At 66.5% G+C, this 18,091-nt stretch carries 17 protein-coding genes; 13 read left to right on the top strand and 4 right to left on the bottom strand.

Going from position 1 to position 18,091, the window contains the following annotated elements; all coding sequences use genetic code 11:
- The first annotated feature begins 72 nt into the window (after positions 1-72).
- On the top strand, positions 73-360 hold the full coding sequence (locus tag ACLJPX_RS42450; protein WP_410605816.1) for a hypothetical protein: 288 nt from the start codon (positions 73-75) through the stop codon (positions 358-360).
- Positions 361-597: 237 nt separating this feature from the next.
- Here the strand turns inward: ACLJPX_RS42450 and ACLJPX_RS42445 are convergent, their stop codons facing one another.
- Positions 598-1,302 (bottom strand): GntR family transcriptional regulator, encoded by a 705-nt coding sequence (locus ACLJPX_RS42445; RefSeq protein ID WP_410605815.1) that lies wholly within the window; start codon positions 1,300-1,302, stop codon positions 598-600.
- A gap of 412 nt (positions 1,303-1,714) precedes the next feature.
- Between ACLJPX_RS42445 and ACLJPX_RS42440 the strand changes: the two genes are divergently transcribed.
- The 10 genes from ACLJPX_RS42440 (at position 1,715) to ACLJPX_RS42395 (ending at position 11,746) form a co-directional block, all read left to right on the top strand.
- Entirely contained in the window at positions 1,715-2,359 is a 645-nt protein-coding gene (locus tag ACLJPX_RS42440; protein ID WP_410605814.1) for a fumarylacetoacetate hydrolase family protein, read from the top strand.
- Positions 2,360-2,363: 4 nt separating this feature from the next.
- On the top strand, positions 2,364-3,278 hold the full coding sequence (locus ACLJPX_RS42435) for a VOC family protein (protein ID WP_410605813.1): 915 nt from the start codon (positions 2,364-2,366) through the stop codon (positions 3,276-3,278).
- 102 nt (positions 3,279-3,380) lie between these two features.
- A complete protein-coding gene (hisD, locus tag ACLJPX_RS42430; RefSeq protein ID WP_410605812.1) occupies positions 3,381-4,691 on the top strand; it encodes a histidinol dehydrogenase in 1,311 nt (436 codons plus the stop codon).
- 35 nt (positions 4,692-4,726) lie between these two features.
- Entirely contained in the window at positions 4,727-5,461 is a 735-nt protein-coding gene (locus ACLJPX_RS42425; protein WP_410605811.1) for an SDR family NAD(P)-dependent oxidoreductase, read from the top strand.
- A 45-nt stretch (positions 5,462-5,506) separates the two neighbouring features.
- Positions 5,507-5,959 (top strand): nuclear transport factor 2 family protein, encoded by a 453-nt coding sequence (locus tag ACLJPX_RS42420; RefSeq protein WP_410605810.1) that lies wholly within the window; start codon positions 5,507-5,509, stop codon positions 5,957-5,959.
- Positions 5,960-6,179: 220 nt separating this feature from the next.
- Positions 6,180-7,214, top strand: a complete 1,035-nt coding sequence (locus tag ACLJPX_RS42415; protein ID WP_410605809.1) for a sugar ABC transporter substrate-binding protein — start codon at positions 6,180-6,182, stop codon at positions 7,212-7,214.
- Complete coding sequence (locus tag ACLJPX_RS42410) at positions 7,211-8,791, top strand: sugar ABC transporter ATP-binding protein (RefSeq protein WP_410605808.1); 1,581 nt, start codon at positions 7,211-7,213, stop codon at positions 8,789-8,791. Before ACLJPX_RS42415 ends, ACLJPX_RS42410 begins: the two co-directional genes overlap by 4 nt.
- On the top strand, positions 8,778-9,797 hold the full coding sequence (locus tag ACLJPX_RS42405; RefSeq protein WP_410605807.1) for an ABC transporter permease: 1,020 nt from the start codon (positions 8,778-8,780) through the stop codon (positions 9,795-9,797). The genes ACLJPX_RS42410 and ACLJPX_RS42405 overlap by 14 nt, the downstream gene beginning before the upstream one ends.
- Before the next feature lie 28 nt (positions 9,798-9,825).
- On the top strand, positions 9,826-10,245 hold the full coding sequence (locus ACLJPX_RS42400) for a nuclear transport factor 2 family protein (protein WP_410605806.1): 420 nt from the start codon (positions 9,826-9,828) through the stop codon (positions 10,243-10,245).
- Between the two features lie 85 nt (positions 10,246-10,330).
- On the top strand, positions 10,331-11,746 hold the full coding sequence (locus ACLJPX_RS42395) for a helix-turn-helix transcriptional regulator (protein ID WP_410605805.1): 1,416 nt from the start codon (positions 10,331-10,333) through the stop codon (positions 11,744-11,746).
- A 202-nt stretch (positions 11,747-11,948) separates the two neighbouring features.
- Here the strand turns inward: ACLJPX_RS42395 and ACLJPX_RS42390 are convergent, their stop codons facing one another.
- The gene (locus ACLJPX_RS42390; RefSeq protein ID WP_410605804.1) at positions 11,949-12,245 is read right to left on the bottom strand and encodes a hypothetical protein; all 297 of its coding nucleotides are present in this window, start codon (positions 12,243-12,245) and stop codon (positions 11,949-11,951) included.
- A 170-nt stretch (positions 12,246-12,415) separates the two neighbouring features.
- Positions 12,416-12,706 (bottom strand): transposase, encoded by a 291-nt coding sequence (locus tag ACLJPX_RS42385; RefSeq protein ID WP_410605803.1) that lies wholly within the window; start codon positions 12,704-12,706, stop codon positions 12,416-12,418.
- 303 nt (positions 12,707-13,009) lie between these two features.
- Here ACLJPX_RS42385 and ACLJPX_RS42380 point away from each other — a divergent pair, with 303 nt between their 5' ends.
- Complete coding sequence (locus tag ACLJPX_RS42380) at positions 13,010-13,864, top strand: hypothetical protein (protein ID WP_410605802.1); 855 nt, start codon at positions 13,010-13,012, stop codon at positions 13,862-13,864.
- On the opposite strand, the gene ACLJPX_RS42375 is transcribed toward ACLJPX_RS42380, so the two are convergent.
- Complete coding sequence (locus ACLJPX_RS42375) at positions 13,850-14,302, bottom strand: DUF488 family protein (RefSeq protein ID WP_410605801.1); 453 nt, start codon at positions 14,300-14,302, stop codon at positions 13,850-13,852. The two genes, ACLJPX_RS42380 and ACLJPX_RS42375, sit on opposite strands and share 15 nt — an antisense overlap.
- 115 nt (positions 14,303-14,417) lie before the next feature.
- Here ACLJPX_RS42375 and ACLJPX_RS42370 point away from each other — a divergent pair, with 115 nt between their 5' ends.
- Positions 14,418-17,975, top strand: a complete 3,558-nt coding sequence (locus ACLJPX_RS42370; RefSeq protein ID WP_410605800.1) for a hypothetical protein — start codon at positions 14,418-14,420, stop codon at positions 17,973-17,975.
- Positions 17,976-18,091 lie beyond the last annotated feature (116 nt).

Genomic DNA, 18,091 nt, shown 5'->3' with positions numbered 1-18,091 from the left:
TTTGCTCGGCCATCAAAGCCGCCTCAGCACCTTTGCCGATCTCGTGAGCCTGACCGGCCGCATGTTTACGCGATGCCCCTCGTGCTGGAACAACTCTTGCTGCACGGCGTACAGTTCACGGCGCCAAGCCTGCAGGTCGCAGATGACCACGAGGCAGGAGTTGCCGCAGTTTCGGACCTGTCGGCCGCAGAATTGGAGACGGCATTCACGCGCGGGTTGAACACGCGAGGCCGGTTCGAGCCGTGGGCGGTGGTGTTGGACCGTCACCTGGCGTGGCAGGCGGGGTTCCGGCCGGTGATGTACGTGGACGCCGAGCGGGAGTGGGGGTTCTGCTTCGACCCGCCCCCTCCGTTGATCTGAACGGTCGGCGATCCACCGCCTCCGCCGCAGCCGCCAGCAGTCCTCGATCTGAATGACGCGCGGTGCGCTACGAAGGAACCGCCGGGATCCGATCCCTCATCGTCGGACGGCACGTGACCGGACACAGCGCGTTCACCTGAGGTGAGGCCACTGCCGTGGGGCCCTCCGCCTTCGCAGCACGTTCGGCACCGTGCGCGAGCCAGTCCGCGACGGCGTGTCGGATGTTGGCCCCCCGTCTCACGACGCCGTCGTCCGCTCCTCGCTCGTCCGCGCGCCGCTGAGAAGGAGGTCGGTGGTGTGCGTGATGTGCCGGCGCAACGCTGCCACGGCTGCGTCGGTGTCGCGATCGAGTGCCTGGTCTCGCAACTCGGAATGTTCAGCTGCGACGTCGCGGTGCGGCTCGTCCCCCATCCACACCGACCAGCGGCGATACAGCTCTGCGGAGTCACGCAGTTGGCTGGCGACCTCCAGCAGGCGAGAGTTCCCACACCCCTCGAGCAACGCGTGGTGGAAGTCCGCATGGGCAGCCGCCCACGGCTCGCTCAGCTGGGGCACGCCCTTGGCGTCGGGCTCGCCGAGCGGAATCCGGCTGAGCAGGTGGCAGGAGCTCACGACCCGCTGCTCCCAAGCGAGGTTCCCCCGCTCGATCGAGAGCCGCAGGGCGAGCGTCTCGATCTCCACTCTGGCCTCGGTGAGCTCGACGAGCGCACCCACCGAGAGCTGAACGACGGAGAAGCCGACGTGCGGCTCCACGGAGACGAGCCCCTGGGCCGAGAGCCGGGTCAACGACTCCCGCGCGGCGCTGACGCTACAGCTGAATCGCTCGCGGAGATCATCGAACTTCAACCTCTCGCCGGGAGCGAGAACTCCATACAGGATCGCGGCCCGGATAGCGTCGAAGACCTCGTCGGCACGTGTGCCCCCACCCTCTGTGCGCGTCACAGCCCCATCCTACGTCATCCTAGAACGTCGAGTCGATATACGAAAATCTCGGGCCGCCGGGCCTCGCATCGCCCATCGTCGACTCCATCGCCACCGATTATTTTCGATTATCTGTTGACTTATCGAATCTGGCGAGCCACGATGCTCGTGTGATGGACGACACACGCAGGAAGGTGACCCCGTGCGCTTGATCAATCTCCGAGGACGGCCCTACCTGCAGGTCGGGGAATCCGAAGCCGTGGACGTGTCGGCGGCCAGTCAGGGCGCGTTTCCCCCTGTTTTCCAGGCGATCTACGAGGAATGGGACCGATTCGTCCAGTGGGCGAGCGCTGGTGGCGTGGACGCGGGGACCACGGAGGTGACTTCGTTCCGGCCCGATGAGCTCGGTCCCCCAGCACCCCATCCCGGTCAGGTGTTCGCGATCGGCCTGAACTACTCCGATCACGCCGCCGAGTCTGGCTTCGTCAAGCCGGCTGAACCGGTCGTCTTCACCAAGTGGGCGTCCTCCTTCTCCGGCCCGTATAGCCAGGTGGTCCTTCCCGAGGGGTCGGTCGACTGGGAGGTCGAGCTCGTCGTCGTGCTCGGTCGCGGCGGGCGCGACATCGCCGAGGCCGACGCCTGGGACCATGTCGCCGGCCTGAGCGTGGGGCAGGACCTCTCCGAACGCGTACGACAGCACGCGGGACCCGCCCCGCAGTTCGGCCTCGCCAAGTCCCACGCCGGCTTCTCCCCGATGGGGCCGGCGTTGGTCACCTTGGACGAGCTGGAGGCACCCGACGACCTCGATATCGTCGCGGAGATCGATGGCGAGAAGGTGCAGGTCGGCCGGACCTCACAGATGATCTTCTCGGTTCCGGACCTGATCCATCGGCTCTCGGCGGTCGTCGCGCTCCTCCCGGGCGACGTCATCTTCACCGGCACCCCTTCCGGCGTCGGCGCCGGCATGACGCCGACCAGATTCTTGAAGCCGGGCGAGACGCTGCGAAGCCGCATCGGCGGGATCGGCGAGCTGGTGCAGACTTTCGTCGAGGCCGACGACACCGTCGCGAAGGGCTGAAGCGATGAGCCTCCACCGTCTCGACTCGGTGACCCTCGGCGTCCCCGATGTCGAGGAGGCAGCCCGGTTCTACGTCGACTTCGGCCTGACCCGCACGGGGAGCGCGTTCTCCACCGTCGACGCCGGCGAGCAGCTGCGTCTGGTCGAGTCGCCGCATCGACGGCTCGTGTCGGTCCGGTTCGCCGCCGACGACCTGGACGATCTCCGGCGGGCGCACGGGGACCTGACCCGCCTCGGGGTCGCCAGCTCGATCACTGGCCTCCGGCTCACCACGGCCGACCCCGGCACCGGCGTCGGGGTCGAGGTGACTGTAGCCAGCCGGCTCGTGCAGCCACCGGTCGCCGCTCCTGCGGCGAACGGTCCCGGTCGTCACGATCGCGTCAACGCGCGCGCGGCGGGCGTGCTGGTCGAGGGGCGCGTCCGGCCTCGCCGCCTCGGCCACTTCGTGCTCGGTACGACGAGCTTCGAAGCATCACACGACTTCTTCGTGGAAGGCCTCCGATTCAAGGTCTCCGACATCATCAAGGACTTCGGCATGTTCTTGAGGTGCTCGACCGACCATCACAACGTCCTGATCCAACGGGCCCCGGTGCCGTTCCTGCACCACACGAGCTGGCAGGTCGAGGACGTCGACGCCGTCGGTCGCGGGGCGGTCGACATGCTCGCAGAGCATCCCGAGCGGCACGTCTGGGGCCTGGGCCGCCACTACGCCGGCTCCAACTTCTTCTGGTACCTCAAGGACCCCGCCGGCAACTTCGCCGAGTACCACTCCGACATGGACTGCATCCCCGAGGACGCTCTGTGGACCCCCGAGGTCCTCGAGGGAGCACGAGGGCTCTACCGGTGGGGACCACCTCCGCCGCCGTCCTTCGTCGACCCCGAGGACCTGGCCGACCTCATGATCTCGGGCCATTCCTGACGGCGTCATCGCAGCCAGTCGCCTCTTATCGCCCCCCTTTGACCACCCCTCGTTCCGCTCGCCGCAGCGTGCGGAAGAAAGCACAGCACGAAGGAGCACTCCATGACCAACTACCTCAAGCGTGGCTCGGACGCAGCGGCCGACGCCGACCGAGTCGCCTCGGTGCGCCAGGTGGTCACCGACGTGATCGCCGACGTACGCGAGCGTGGTGACGCCGCGGTTCGTGACTACTCGGAGAAGTTCGATGGCTGGTCACCCGCGAACTTTCGCCTGGACGCCGAGGAGATCGAGAAGATCGTGGCCACGGTCCCGCAGCAGGCGATCGACGACATCAGAGCGGTGCAGGACCGCGTGCGCGTGTTCGCGCAGCACCAGCGGGACTCACTGGCCGATTTCGAGGTCGAGACCGAGCCCGGCGTGCTGCTCGGCCAGAAGAACTTGCCGGTGTCGGCGGCCGGCGCCTATGTCCCCGGCGGTCGTTATCCGCTCGTCGCCTCGGCGCACATGACCGTGGTGACGGCCAAGGTCGCTGGTGTCCCACGCGTGACCGCGTGCACGCCGCCCCTCAAGGGCGAGATCCCCGCCGCCACGGTCGCCGCGCTCCACCTGGCGGGTGCCGACGAGATCCTCCTGCTCGGGGGCACGCAGGCAGTCGCCGCGATGGCACTCGGCACCGAGACCATCGGCAAGGTCGATATGCTGGTCGGCCCGGGTAACGCCTTCGTCGCCGAGGCCAAGCGTCAGCTGTTCGGCGAGGTGGGCATCGACCTGTTCGCCGGCCCCACCGAGGTCCTGGTCATCGCCGACGAGCACGCCGACCCCTTCGTCGTCGCCGTCGACCTGCTCAGCCAGGCCGAGCACGGTCCCGATTCGCCGGCCGTCCTCATCACCACTTCCGAGGACGTGGCACGGCGCGTCATGGATTACATCGGGGAGATCCTCCCCGATATGCCGACCAACGACTTCGCGCTCCCGGCATGGCGCGACCACGGCGAGGTCGTCGTCGTCGCCGACCTGGACGAGGCGTACGCGCTGGCCGACCGCTACGCCTCCGAGCACGTCCAGGTGCTGACCCAGTACCCGCGGGAGGCCCTGGACAAGATGCGCAACTACGGGGCGCTCTTTCTGGGCGAGGGTACCTGCGTGTCCTACGGCGACAAGGTGATCGGCACCAATCACACCCTGCCCACTCGCGGCGCGGCCAACTACACCGGTGGACTGTGGGTCGGCAAGTACCTCAAGACGGTCACCTACCAGGAGGTCGTCGACACTGCCTCGAGCGCGATGCTCGGCGAGCTGTGCGGCCGGGCAGCCCGCGTCGAGTTCTTCGAGGGCCACGCTCGCTCCGGCGACGTGCGTGCCCACAAGTACGGCGGCGGCCCGCTCCCCTGGGCGCCGACCAGTATCCGATGACCGGGCGCCACGACCTCATCAGAGGTCGCACGGCGGTGGTCACCGGGGCCGGCAACGGGCTGGGGCGAGCGATCGCCGTGGAGCTCGCCCGCCAGGGAGCACGCGTGGTCCTGGTCGGCCGAGACGAGGCAAAGCTGCGCCGGGTGCAGGGCGAGGTCGGCGGGGGCTGCCAGGTCGCCGTCAGCGACGTGTCCTCGGCCGACTCGGTGCGGGACCTGGCCGACCTCATTGCGGACCAGGAGGTCTCGATCCTGGTCAACAACGCCGGTGTCGCGGGTCCGGTTGCCCCTCTGGTCGACGTCGAGGTCGCGGAGTGGGACCAGGTCTTCGCCGTCAACGTGCGTGGGGTGTTCCTCCTGTGTCGGGCCTTCTTGCCCGGCATGGTCGCCGCCGGGCACGGTGACGTCGTCAATGTCGCGTCGGTGACCGGCAAGCGGCCGCTAGCCGGCCGGACCCCCTACGCGGCGTCCAAGATGGCGGTGCTCGGCCTGACCGCCACCCTCGCCCACGAGGTCGGTCCCCTCGGCGTGTCCGTGAACTCGCTGTCACCCGGACCAGTCAGCGGCCCACGCATGGAGCGCAACTTCCGCCTGGAGAGTGAGCGCCTCGGCGTCTCCTACGAGGAGGCGGAGCGGGCCTTCACCTCTCGCGCGGCCATGCAGCGCATGGTCACCGAGGAAGAGGTCGCGCACGCCGTGACCGCGATGCTGGGCATGTCCGGGCTGTCCGGAGCCGACATCGACCTCTCAGCCGGGATGATCGCGCGCTGACGGCGCACCACACCACCAGACCACCACCCTCAGGACGGAGAGAGCATGACCGAGCAAGCACGCACTCCCATCGAGGTCCTCGAGGCCTTCTATGCCGCCGAGCGCGTCTACATGGCCGCGGGTGGCGCGAGCGCCGGAGCGAGCTTCGACGAGATGGGCGCGACCCTGTCCCCGGACGTCCGACTGCACCAGTCTCCCGACCTGCCCTGGGGCGGGGAGTGGGAGGGATACGAGGGCTTCCGAGGTTGGTCGATCGAGATGAGCCGCCACTTCGACATCGTGGACGTGCAGAACGCGACGTTCCTCGAGTCAGGCGACCAGGTCGTCATCCTCTGCGACCTCCGCACCCGGTCCCGCACGACGGGTGAGTCGCTGACGGCGCCCATGGTCCAGGTAGTCACCGTTCAGGACGGTCGGATCACCGAGTTCCGGCCCTTCTACTGGCACGTCCCGGACTACGCGCAGCTCGCGTCGGCCACTCCCATCGCGAAGCGCTAACCGCTGGAGCGATCCCACCAAAAATATTCGAATATCCATTGATATTTCGAGAACAACGCCATAACCTACAAATGTGACGCCCGTCACGTACGCAGCGCCCAGTGAGCGTCCCCACCGTGACCACCGCGGCAGCGGCGGGACCGAGATCGAGGCCACGCGCCAGTCACCAGCAACGAGCCCGGGCAGCACCCGGGCAGCGCCCCGGGCAGATGGAGGAAAGATGACCCCGAAACCAACGACGGTGCGGCACGCCGGGTGGGCGCTGCTGATGTCCGGCGCCCTCCTCCTCGGCTCCTGCAGCGCGGGCGCCAAGGGAAGCGACGGCGACCTCAAGGTGGCTCTGTTCATCGAGGTCGCGAACAACAGCGCCGTGCAGTCGACGATCACCGGTGTCCAAGACGAAGCCAAGAAGGTCGGTGCCACCGTCGACGTGTTCGATGCGAAGTTCGACGCGGCCACGCAAGTGAGCCAGCTGCAGAACGCCTTGCTGCGTGACTACGACGCGTGGATCGTGGCGCCCGTCAACGGCGATGTGGTGTGCGACGTCCTGACCAAGCAGGCCGCCGAGCAAAAGATCCCGGTCGCCGTCGTCACTCTCCCGATCTGCGGCCGATCGGTCAACGAGGGAGAGGAACTGTGGGCCCCTGGGACGCTGACCTATGTGGGAGGCAACGAGACGCCGGCGTCCTTCAAGGCGGTCATGGAACACGCTATCGAGGAGAACCCCGGCGCCCACAAGGTCGGCGTCCTGACCGGGCCTGACCTCCACCCGATCACGCTGAGTTACGAGAAGGCGCTGGCCGAGATCAAGCAGGAACACCCGGATTTCGAGGTCGTCTCCAAGCTCAGAACTGACTACTCTCCTCCGGACTCCCAAGCCAAGGCCGAGTCGATGCTGCAGGCTCAGCCCGCCATCGACATCATCATCACGGTCTACTCCACGATGTCGAAGGGCGTCGTGGCGGCGCTGCAGTCCTCGGGCCGCAAACCCGGCGAGGTGAAGATCTACGAGAACGGCGGCGCCGGCTGGTCGGTGGACCAGATCAAGAGCGGGTGGCTGCAGTCGAGCACCGGCTTCTACCGGGCGACCGCGGGCGCCACGGCCCTCAAACTCATCGCCGACCACCCTGACGGCCAGGACGTCCCGCACGTGGTCCTCAATGACGGCCACAACCTGCTCAAGGGGCAGAGCGAGGGGCAGGTCGGCCTCCTGACCGCCGACAACCTCGCCGAATACAAGGCCGAGTCCCCGTGACCGAGATCCTGAACGCGGCCGGTGCAACGCCGGTCGACGCTGCACCGGCCCTGCGGTGCGCCGGGATCTCCAAGCGGTTCGGCGGCACCGTGGCCCTCGACGGCGTGGACTGGGAGGTCGCGACGGGCACCGTGCACGCCCTCGTGGGCGAGAACGGGGCCGGCAAGTCGACGCTGCTCGGCGTCTTGGCCGGCCGCGTCTCCCCCGACACAGGGAGGGTGGAGATCGCGGGGGTCCCCGGCGCTCTGGGGCAGCCGAGGGTGGCGCGCCAGCACGGCATCGCCGCGATCTATCAAGAACTGACGATGGTCCCGCAACTGACCGCGCTGGAGAACGTGTTCTTGGGTCATTTGGAGACTCGCGGCGGGCTGGTCTCCCGGCGTGCGATGAGGTCGTCCTTCTCGCAGCTGTCCGCCCGACTCGGTCACGACATCGATCCCGACGCGCGGGCCGGCCGCCTCTCGGTCGCCGACCAGCAGCTGCTCGAGATCATGCGGGCGGTGCAGTCCGAGGCCCGGGTCCTGCTCTTCGATGAACCGACCACGGCCCTGGGCGCCGAGGAACGGACCGCGCTGTTCCGGCTGATCCGACAACTGAGGTCGCAGGGCATCACGATCGTCTTCGTCTCACACAATCTCGACGACGTCCTGGACATCGCCGACACCGTGACCGTCTTCCGGAACGGACGGCTCCAGACGACCGCGCCGGCCTCGGAGTGGACCAAGCCGACGCTCGTCGCGGCGATGCTGGGCGACGCGGCCCGCTCCAGGCTCGCCGCCGCCCTGAACGACAGACCTGTCAGATCGACCTCCGAGGCCCCCGAGGCGCCCCAGCTCAGCGTGCGCAACTTGTCGGTCCCTGGCCGGTTGCACGGCGTGGACCTCGAGGTCGCCCCCGGCGAGATCCTGGGGGTGGCGGGTCTGGTCGGCTCTGGCCGGAGCACGCTGCTGCGGGCACTTGCCGGATTGGAGCCCCAGGCCCGCGGCGACCTGATGGTCGGCGGTCGGCGCGTCCGGATGCCGAGAACCTCGCGGGAGGCGCTCCGCGCCGGCCTGGCGCTGGTCCCCGAGGACCGCAAGACCCAGGGACTGATCCTGGGCATGAGCGCCATGGAGAACATCGCGCTGAGCCACCTAGGTCGCGGTGGCCGGGCGGGGCTCGTGTCCCGCTCACGGATGCGCGTGGACTCGGCTCGCGTCGCCACCGACTTCGGGCTCGATCCCGGGAAGCTGTCCCACCCGGTCGCGAGCCTGTCCGGCGGCAACCAGCAGAAGGCGCTGCTGGCACGGTGGGCACATCGCGAGCCCGTCGTACTGCTCACCGACGAGCCCACCCGCGGAATCGACATCGGCGCCAAGGAAGACGTGTACGCGTCCTTGCGCGCGTTCACCGAGCGGGGTGTCAGCGTCATCCTCGTCTCCTCCGAGTTCGAGGAGATTCTCGCGATCGCGGACCGCGTCGTCGTGCTGGCACGCGGTCGGGCGCGCGAGATCGGCGTCAACAACGGACAACTGACCCTCGGAGCCGTGCTCAACGCGGCGTTCGGCCTGGAGGAGAACCACGATGAACCCTGTTGAGGTGTCGACGAAGAAGCCGACCGCGGAGAGCCCGCCGGCCTCGCCCGCCCGACATGCCCCGTCGGTGCGGCTGGTGGAGGTAGCGCTGCGGTACGGGATGCTGATCGTGCTGGTCGCCTTGGTGGTGTGTGCCCAGGTCCTCTACCCCGGCTTCCTGCAGCTGCAGAACATCGAGAACATCCTGCTGCAGAACGCACCCCTGGGCATCATCGCGGTCGGGATGACCTATGTCTTGATCACCGGCGGCATCGACCTCTCGGTCGGCGCGCTCTACGGTGCGGGGGCTACTGTCTACGCCAGCCTCGCAGTCCTGGGCTGGCCCCTTCTGCCAGCCGCGCTGGTGACGCTGGCTGTGGGCCTCGTAGCGGGCGCGATCAACGGGATCGTCGTGGCTGGGCTGCGGGTGAACCCGTTCGTGGCGACCCTGGGCACGGCCTCTGTCTTCGCCGGTGCGACGTCGCTGTACTCCCACTCCAAGCCGTTCGCCGTCTCGGATCCTGCGTTCACCACCCTCGGCCGCGGCCAGGCCCTCGGCCTCCCGTACTCGATCTGGCTGCTCGTCGCCGTCGTCGTCGTCGCCTCGGCGGTTCTCGTCGCGACGGTCTACGGCCGCTCGCTGTACGCGATCGGCGGCAACGCCGAGGCGGCCCGGTTGGTCGGCATGCGGGTCCGGTTGATGACCTGCAGTTCCTATGTGCTGCTCGGGGCATGCTCGACGATGGCGGGGATGCTGATCGCCTCGCGTGTCGGCGTCGGCCAGGCGGACATCGGTGCCAGCATGTCGCTGGATGCCATCGCGGTGGTGGTCATCGGCGGCACCTCGCTGCTCGGTGGCGAGGGTGCGGTCTGGCGATCCGTCGTGGGTCTGCTGATCCTGGCGATCCTGACCAACTTGCTGGACTCTCTCGCCGTTGACTCGAATGTGCAGCTCGTCATCAAGGGGACGATCGTGATCGCCGCAGTAGCGATGGACTCCTACTCACGCATGCGCCGATCCACGGTCTGACAGTGCCATTTAGCAGAGGAGGACACTCATGACTCGCACGACGGACGCCGCGCTCGCCGCGCTCATGCGTTTCTACGCCGCCGAGTCGCGCTACCTGGAGGAAGGCGCCGGTGACTTCTCCGAGATCGCCGAGACTCTCGACCCCGGTTGCGTCATCTACCAGCCGGCGTCCCTGCCATATGGCGGGGAGTGGCGCGGGCACGCCGGCTTCGAGGCATGGATGGTCGCCTTCGGGGACGCCTGGTCCTCACTGGAGGTCCGCAATCCGGAGTTCGTCGTGCAGGAGGAGGTCGTGGTGAGCCGGTCGCACGTCCACGCGGTGGCGCGGCGGACGAACGTTGCCGTTGACTGGCCGTTGCTTCAGCACTTCCGGATTCGGAACGGCAAGATCAAGGAGCTGCGCCCCTTCTACTGGGACACGGCGCTTGTGGTCGAGGCGTTGCGGTAGCGCGCGGCAGGTTGTCACCTCGACCAAACCATGCCCTGCGAAGCAAAGTCCAGCGGCGGTCTGATCAGCGAGTCAGGAGATTACGATGGCCAGCGTGGAACGTCCGATCGACACCACTTTCAACGCACCCAGATCGGTCGGCCCCGTACCTGACGACCGTGCAGAGCTCGTCGAACGAGGTCGATGGGCAGAGGCGGACGAGGTTGTGATGGCAGCTCTCCACGAGACGCTGTCAGAAACAGCGAAGACTTTGCGCCGGGATATCAATGGGCTTGTCTATGTGGCGGGGGGCCCGCGAGTGAGTGGCGAGCTCTCCGAGTGCCGGTCCCTGCTCCCGCCCGAACGCCGGATCGCGATGCATGCCATCCAGTTGGCCAATAAGACGACTGATCGGCGCGCGGTCGTCGAACTGGCCCATAAGGCTTTGTCCTCACCGCGGTGGCGGGAGGCGGGTACGCTGTGGTTTGCCGCCCTGGCGTTGGCATACGCCGGAGAGATTCGGGCGGCTGAATCGTACGTTCGTAACGTCGTGATCCGAGCGGGCTGGGTGACGTTGCCCGGCCATGTCGAGACTTTCGCTATCCTCCGTGCGCGGTTGGCCACTCTCGCAGGTAGGCCGACGGAGGCGCTTCAGCTACTAGAGGAACCTTTGGTCAATCGTGCTGTCGAACACCTCTCCGAACTTGCCGTGGCATGGATGATCGAGGCTTTGCTCGAGTTGGGCAAACTCGATGAGGCGCGCAATCTGTTGCATGAGCGAGGTTTCGACAGAGAACGCGCAGAAGTAGACGACACGCCTGAAATGCGCGCTGCGCGCGGCGCGCTCCATCTAGCCGACGGACGCCCGCAACTGGCCTACGAGGACTTCATGACGACAGGCCGGCAGCTTAGCCGGTTGGGTGTGATCAACCCCGCCATCATCCCGTGGCGATCCCGCGCCACCTTCGCCGCCTCGCGGATAGGCCGCCGGACGCTGGGATCCATCCTGGCAGGGGAAGAGTTGGTCGAGGCGAATCGCTGGGGCACTCCCCTCACGAAAGGGACCGCTCTCGGCGCTGTTGCCAGTGTTTCCGAACCTCCCGAGGATGTCGTATTGCTGGAGCAGGCCGCAGGCATGCTTGCTCAGCAAGGCCCTAGTGCCGAACTCCTGCGCGTGCAGCTCGAGCTTGGCGCCAGGCTGGAAATCAGAGGCTCCCACCGTGAGGCGCGGAAAGCGCTCGAGTCGGCTCGGGGGACGGCTTGTCAGCTGGGCAACGAGGCATGGTCGCACCGGCTGAACGCTCATCTGATGGAAAGATCGACAACTGGCAACATTCGTCAGCTCAGCCACCGGGAACTCGAGGTGGCGATCATGGCCAGGTCCGGATATACGAACAGGCAGATCGCGACGCGACTTGGGCTGACCGCCAGTACTATCGAGTTCCACTTGTCGAACGCGTACCGAAAGTTGGGGTTACGAGATCGCCGAGGCCTCGTCTCGGCGGTATTGCCGCAGCTCTGAGAGGTCCCAGCTGAGGGAACGTGGTTAAGCCCGCCAGAGGCCATACCTGGGACACAGCGCTTGTGGTCGAGGCGTCGCGGTAGCGCGCGGCAAGTTGTCACCTCGACCAAACCGCGCCCTGCGAAGCGAAGGCGTCGAGTCTCGACGGTCGTCCCTCCCCGGCCTTGTGGCCTGCGGCCTCAGCGAGGTCCAGCTGGTCATCTCAGATACCCGCGGTCGGCGGGCAGGAGACCGTGATCCGGCTGCTGGTGCGGCGGTTCTTCTGCGACAACCCTCGCTGCGCGAAGCAGACCTTCGCCGAGCAAGTCCCGGGCCTCACCGTCCCGCACGCCCGCCTGAGCCCGTTGCTGCACCGGATGCTGGAGAAGATCGCACTGGCGCTTGGCGGCAGACCCGGCCATCGGCTGACCCGGCAGCTGGCGACCGAGGTGTCCCGGTCGACGCTGCTGTGGCTGATCAGAGCACTTCCATTACCGGAACCGGGCAATCTGTCCGTCATCACTCAGATTCAGCAGCTGACCAAAAGAGCCAGCGCACTCCTCGGCCGATATATCGAGTTGCGCAAAGAACTCGATGAGCCTGTGACCGGTACGTACTACCTCAAGTCAATTGACGAAGTCTTCGAAGACGACGTCAGTTCCATCGACGATCTTCGTAAGGGCGAGGTACTCAGATCGACATGTCCGTTTTCGACGGTCTCGGCGAAGCGAGCCCGCGAACAGGTCTCCGACGTGCGCAACTTGGCTTCGCGACGATCTTGTGCTCAAAGCTGGTGTCCCGATCCCGCGGCACGTCGATCTCGACCAGGCCTACATCAGTCAGTACGATCTTCGAGCGGGTGCTGTCACGCGAGTTGCCGGTCCCGCGGCTGGCCGGGTCGTGCTTGTCATAGCCAAGGTGATCTCCCCGTCCAGCGCGGACTCCATCAACCGCTTGATCAGCTGCTGCAGCACCCCGCACTTACCGGTCAGCTTCAGCCAGCCGACGTTGGCACGGCTCACCAGCTGCTCGTCTGGGCCATCCAACCCCATCTCGGGCTTCGAGTCCTCAGCTTTCTCCACGCCGGACATCAGGTGCACTTCCATAATCGGGAGTTACACCGCTCGTTTACAGTCCGCCGTGTCGATGTGGGAAGGCTCTGCTGCCGGCGGGGCCGCTGACAGGTTCACCGCCGCAACGCATAGATCACTCCTTTGGCCGCTCACACAGTGACAACTCCGGAGTTACGTTGGGTAGTTCACGTGGACGGATCGGAGAGGTCCGATGACGCAGCTTCCGATGTTCGGCCAGCCACCGGACACGCCCACCGCCAAACCGGCGGGAGACCAGGCTGTCACCTTGCAGGTCCTGGTCACTGTGAAGGCAGCACCCAACCCGTCCGAGAAGTACGGCGAAACGGTCTGCGTGGCCGGGCTCAGCCTTGACCCGGATCGCCCGGGCTGGATCCGCCTCTACCCGATCAACTTCCGCGAGCTCGGCCCCGACGCGAGCTTCGCGAAGTACGACGTCGTGTCGGTCGAGGCGGTACCGGCCAGGCAGGACAGCAGGCAGGAGAGCTGGCGGCCCCGGATGCCCACCTTGAGGGTCGGAAAACGCCTGACCAAGTGGTCGCACCGTCGCCCGTGGATCGATCCGGCGATCAGCGACCAGACCACGATGTGCCGCCTCATTCGCGGCGCCACCATGAGCACGCAGTCACTGGCCCTCGTTCGCCCGAGAAGGATCACAGCTCTGCGAATAGCCCGGCATCAGGGCTGGTCGAAGGCTCAGCAAGCCAAGATCGACACCTATGTCGGCCAGCTCGATCTTTTCGGCGACGAGGACCGGGCGCCGCTACGGGCACCGCGGTTCGCCGGCACCTACCACTACGTGTGCGAAGAGCCCGATTGCAACGGCCACAAGCAGGGATTCATCGATTGGGAGTTCGTCGCGTTCCAGCTCCTGCGCCTCGGCGGCGTGAACGACACCGAGGCCGCACAGCGGCTCGAGCAACGGTTTCTGCACGAGGTCTGCGGCCCTGATCGCGAGGTCGCCTTCTACGTCGGCAACGTCGCGGCACATCCCCGGACGTTCAGCGTCCTCGGCGTTTACTGGCCGCCGCGATCAGTTCCGAGGTAGACGGCCGACAATCTCCGCCAGCACGACATCACGATGACACCGCCGCTGATCGGCTTCGAAGCACAGTACGGCGACGCGCTCACCAGCTGACAAGCGAGCGAGTTCATCCAGACTGGTTTGGGCCTCGGAATTCTCCAGCAGCTCGGCGTACCGATCCTTCGCCTGCTTGAGCTCGGCCTCGTTACCAGCGAAGCCGGCACGGTTCGTCTTGACGTTCCCGAGCTCGCGCCGATGGTCGTACTCGATTCCGGCCTCTGCCAGCGCGGCACGTAACGCCGTCTTGCTGAACCCCCGCTTGCGCGAAATCGGCGTCAACCTGACATCGACCAGACGCGTCACGCCACGCCGCACGAGCCCGTCAACGAACTCGGAGATCTCCTGCCCCTCGTATCCGACGCCGATGGCGCCGCCACGAAGCCGGGTCGCGCTGCTGGTCATACCCACACCCTGTCATGGCTCAGTCTGCTGCACGACCCCACCCCGCGGGCTCTTCCCAGCGGGGACGGTGACGAGCGGCTTTGCCCGCACGTCACCGGTGTAATGTCGAGTGACTATGGATCTGGTGGCGCAGGTGTTCCGAGCGCTCGACGAGCGACCGGTCAATCCTGCCGAGTTCGAGCTCTGTGCGTGCGCTCTGTTGCAGGCGCGCTACCCAGGTTTGTCCCCGGTCGAGGGCGGTCACGATTTCGGGCGTGACGGCGACGTCTACTTCCCGTTCGGTGAATCCGATCTGGGCAGTTTCGGACGGTTTCTCGCGACAACCGGCGACCCGGTGGCGAATCTGCGCACCGGCTTGCGGCGAATGCACGAAGAGGGCGTCGCGGTCGACTTGGTCGTCATGGCGTGCCTGGCTCCGGTAAACGCCACCACCCGCGCGAAACTCGACAAGCTCTGCGCCGATCGCGGGCTATCACCGCCACACGTCTACGCGAGGAACTGGTTTGCCGGGGAACTGGTCCGCGAACCCACGTGGCGGAAACGACTCCTCGGCATCACGGGCGAGCTCGGCGCCCTTCTCGACCACCCACTGGAAACACTCGAGAGTGCCGCACCGCGTTCGTCCACCTTGGTAGGCCGCGTCACCGAGCGCGCCACCTTGGACCAACTGGTCGACACCGCCACCGACGTGGTACTGGTCGGCGTTCCCGGTGTCGGAAAGACTCGACTCACAACCGAACTCGAGCATCGAGTGGCCTTTCTGCAGAGCGCGGAACCGGGTCAAGTCGTAGCTGACCTCCGGCACACGGATCCGCAGGCGGTCGTCGTCGACGACGCCCACGACCGTCACCACGATCTGCAAGTGCTGCGACGCGCCCGTATCCAAGAAGGACTGTCCTTTTCCATCATCGCCACCACCTGGCCTGATCAAACCGAGGCCGTGGCCGATGTGCTTCCAGGAGCTACGACGGTAACCATCGATCTGCTCGAACCGGCAGAGATCGACACCCTTGTACAGGCGGTTGGGGTCACCGGCCACCGAGCACGCCAACTCATTCATCAGCAAGCCGAGGGCCGCCCTGGATGGGCGTTGGCCTTGTGTGAACTGATCGTTCAGGGGGACGGCCACAACGTCGTCACCGGAGCCGCCCACCTTGCCAATATCGAGCGGTTTCTGCGTCGCACGACCGAATCCGAGACAGCGCTGGACGCTTTGGCCTGCGTGGCCGCCCTCAAGCACGCGTCCACCGAGTTGGTGCACGAACTCGCACCTCTCGTGGGCACGGCACCCGCCGCACTGATCGGAATGTTCAACAGACTCGCTCGCAACGGGCTTCTCGACCGGTCGACCCGCGGCTGGTCTCTTCAGCCTGCCCTGTGCGCACCGCTGGTCGCGCGCTGGTTTTTCACCGATCCCGCCGGGCGCCCGTGGTCGACGCTCCTCAAAGCCTTTCCGGATCATTCACTGCCGCTGACCGACTCCATGATCGCGGCGGCAGCGGCGGGATCCGCCCGCGCCCGTGACACCGCCGACGGATGGGCCCAAGCTCTCCAAGATGCGGACAGGCTCGATGAGAACACTTTGACCTTGCTCGGCGACTACTCAATGCTCAGCGTGGAGGCTGCTCAGCTCGCGGTCGAGCACGCCTGCGCGGTGCTCGCCACACCGCGGGAGCCGATGCAGATTCTCGGCATGCCCTACGACCCGGCGGGGCGAGCAGCCTCCAAACTGATCTCGAATGTGGCCCGGCAATGGCTCCTTCCCCGAGCGGTGACCGCAATGCTCGGCCTCGTCGCCGAGGACCCCCGCCCCCGCCCACAAAATCCTGATCACCCCATGCGCGTTCTCACCGACCTGACCCGCATGATCGACCCTGACTTCGGCACCACGGTCGAAATCAGCGAACGTCTACTCGCCTGCGCGCTCGGCTGGCTGGCCGAGAGCCCCGACCCGACCAAATGGACCACCACGGCCGAACTGTTCGCCGCGATCTTCTCCCCGGAGGTGTCCGGCCACTGGCCGGTGCCGGGAGCTCCGGACACCGTCAGCTTCTCCGAGGGGATCGACACAGCGGCGAATCTCAGCCGCCTGATCGAATTGTGGGCGCGCGTCGAGCGGATGCTTAACGCCGACCACGAAGCCGAAGCACCCGTCTGCCCGCCGGAGGCCCTGGCCCTTCTTGTCGACCTGGCAGCCGGCTGGCTCCGGCTCGGCGCCGGGTTCGGAACCGGCACCACTGGCGTGCAGGACGAGCAAAAGCTGGCCGGGCAGTTCGGAGGTCGCAGGATTCTCGAGTCGTTACGACCTATGGTCCGGTCGGTTCCAGGACTCGCACTTCGCGCGCAACGCTTGCTCGACGAGCCGAGCTGGAACTCCGACGTACCAGACGATCCGCCGCTCGCCTTCGATATCGATCCCGACCTGGACGCCTTCGTCGGCGGAAGTAGGCACTTTGGCAGCGATGTAGGTGCCGAACTGGAGCGCAGAGCAGCCAGGATCAGCGACCTCGCGCGGCGGCTGGTCGAGCTCGGGGGCGAGGATGGTGCTGCGAGACTTGCTGAGCTCGGACGTCAGGCGCAACTGGCGGGACATGCGAACGAGGGTCACGCCGAGCGGGTCGCGGTCAACATGCGGGAGCACATGATCGATCCCTTCGCGTGGTACCAGGCCGCTCTCCTGCAAGGCAGTACAGCGCTCTTGCAGGCCGCGCTCGCGCAGTGTCTTGAACGGGACCCAACTTCTATCGCGCCCGATGCCTGGACCAGGCATCTCAGTGACCCGACCCTACGGGCTTCAGTCCTCTCCGTCGTGCTTGCCAGGTCCGATGTCGACGACATCAGCATTGCCGTCCTCGCCGACCTCAACTCGGGGGACGTCTGGCTGTTGGATCGGCTCATGGTGCGCGACACCCCCGATGCCTTGCTACGCCACCTGCTCGGGCATCCCGTGCCCGCGATCGCCACCGCTACCGCGCTCAGCTTCTCGATCGGCCAAAAGCACGGCCCACCACTGCCTGACGACTGGAAGCCCGACTGGCGAAACGCCATCAGCAAGATGCGCGGCGAAGACCTGAGCGCCAGCGGCACCTGGCGAGCGAACGTCCTTCTTGGTCATCTCGCGACAGAAGATCCAGACCTGTTCGAAGAATGGTTCATGCGCCGCCTCGATGACATGTCAAGCACAACCTATCTGCGCGCACCGGGGCCTCGTGGCTGCGAACGTCACCTGACCCAACTGCCGCAAGCCCACCGGGCACGGCTAGCCCGCCGGTACGCCAGTTTGCCGGGTCCGACCATCGGTCAGTCCCTGCTCACGTACCTAATAGGTACCGACCGCGAGCTCGCGGAGCGCCTCATCGAGGAGCGAGCGGTCGGTATTGACGACGTCCTTGACGTCATCTTGGGACAGCGCAACGCAATATTGGAACAACTTGGCCCACTGTTGCTCCACCATGGAGTCGCGCCGGAGGTCATCGCCGCGCATGCCGGCGTGACTTTGTCACGCGTCGGGCCTGCATCGACAGCGCACGGACAAACAATCGAGTACTTCGAATCACTCGCGCAACGAGTACCTGCGCTTCTACCCATCGCGCAAGCGGGTGCCGCACAGCAAGCCGAACACCAACAACGAGCTGCTGAAACCGAACGCCAGGAACGCTTACGCGGTCGTTGACCTCGCGACGGCCATGATCGAGTGTGCAGCCTGGTCGAGAAGCCCGACCAAGGTAGTCTCCGCGGCGCGCGAGGGCGACGACTCCGAGATCCGGCTTCTGGCTGCTTGACGCCGTT

It is taken from the genome of Amycolatopsis sp. lyj-90 (genome assembly GCF_046549035.1).
Classification (GTDB): Bacteria; Actinomycetota; Actinomycetes; order Mycobacteriales; family Pseudonocardiaceae; genus Amycolatopsis.
Note: the sequence above shows the minus strand (reverse complement) of the source record. Positions and strands in the feature narration are given on the sequence as shown.

Bases quoted from the DNA above. Each gene is read 5' to 3' on its own strand.
- ACLJPX_RS42450 (WP_410605816.1), top strand. From the start codon at position 73: ATGCCCCTCGTGCTGGAACAACTCTTGCTGCACGGCGTACAGTTCACG.
- ACLJPX_RS42435 (WP_410605813.1), top strand. From the start codon at position 2,364: ATGAGCCTCCACCGTCTCGACTCGGTGACCCTCGGCGTCCCCGATGTC.
- hisD (WP_410605812.1), top strand. From the start codon at position 3,381: ATGACCAACTACCTCAAGCGTGGCTCGGACGCAGCGGCCGACGCCGAC.
- ACLJPX_RS42420 (WP_410605810.1), top strand. From the start codon at position 5,507: ATGACCGAGCAAGCACGCACTCCCATCGAGGTCCTCGAGGCCTTCTAT.
- ACLJPX_RS42415 (WP_410605809.1), top strand. From the start codon at position 6,180: ATGACCCCGAAACCAACGACGGTGCGGCACGCCGGGTGGGCGCTGCTG.
- ACLJPX_RS42405 (WP_410605807.1), top strand. From the start codon at position 8,778: ATGAACCCTGTTGAGGTGTCGACGAAGAAGCCGACCGCGGAGAGCCCG.
- ACLJPX_RS42400 (WP_410605806.1), top strand. From the start codon at position 9,826: ATGACTCGCACGACGGACGCCGCGCTCGCCGCGCTCATGCGTTTCTAC.
- ACLJPX_RS42395 (WP_410605805.1), top strand. From the start codon at position 10,331: ATGGCCAGCGTGGAACGTCCGATCGACACCACTTTCAACGCACCCAGA.
- ACLJPX_RS42390 (WP_410605804.1), bottom strand. From the start codon at position 12,245: ATGACGGACAGATTGCCCGGTTCCGGTAATGGAAGTGCTCTGATCAGC.
- ACLJPX_RS42380 (WP_410605802.1), top strand. From the start codon at position 13,010: ATGACGCAGCTTCCGATGTTCGGCCAGCCACCGGACACGCCCACCGCC.
- ACLJPX_RS42375 (WP_410605801.1), bottom strand. From the start codon at position 14,302: ATGACCAGCAGCGCGACCCGGCTTCGTGGCGGCGCCATCGGCGTCGGA.
- ACLJPX_RS42370 (WP_410605800.1), top strand. From the start codon at position 14,418: ATGGATCTGGTGGCGCAGGTGTTCCGAGCGCTCGACGAGCGACCGGTC.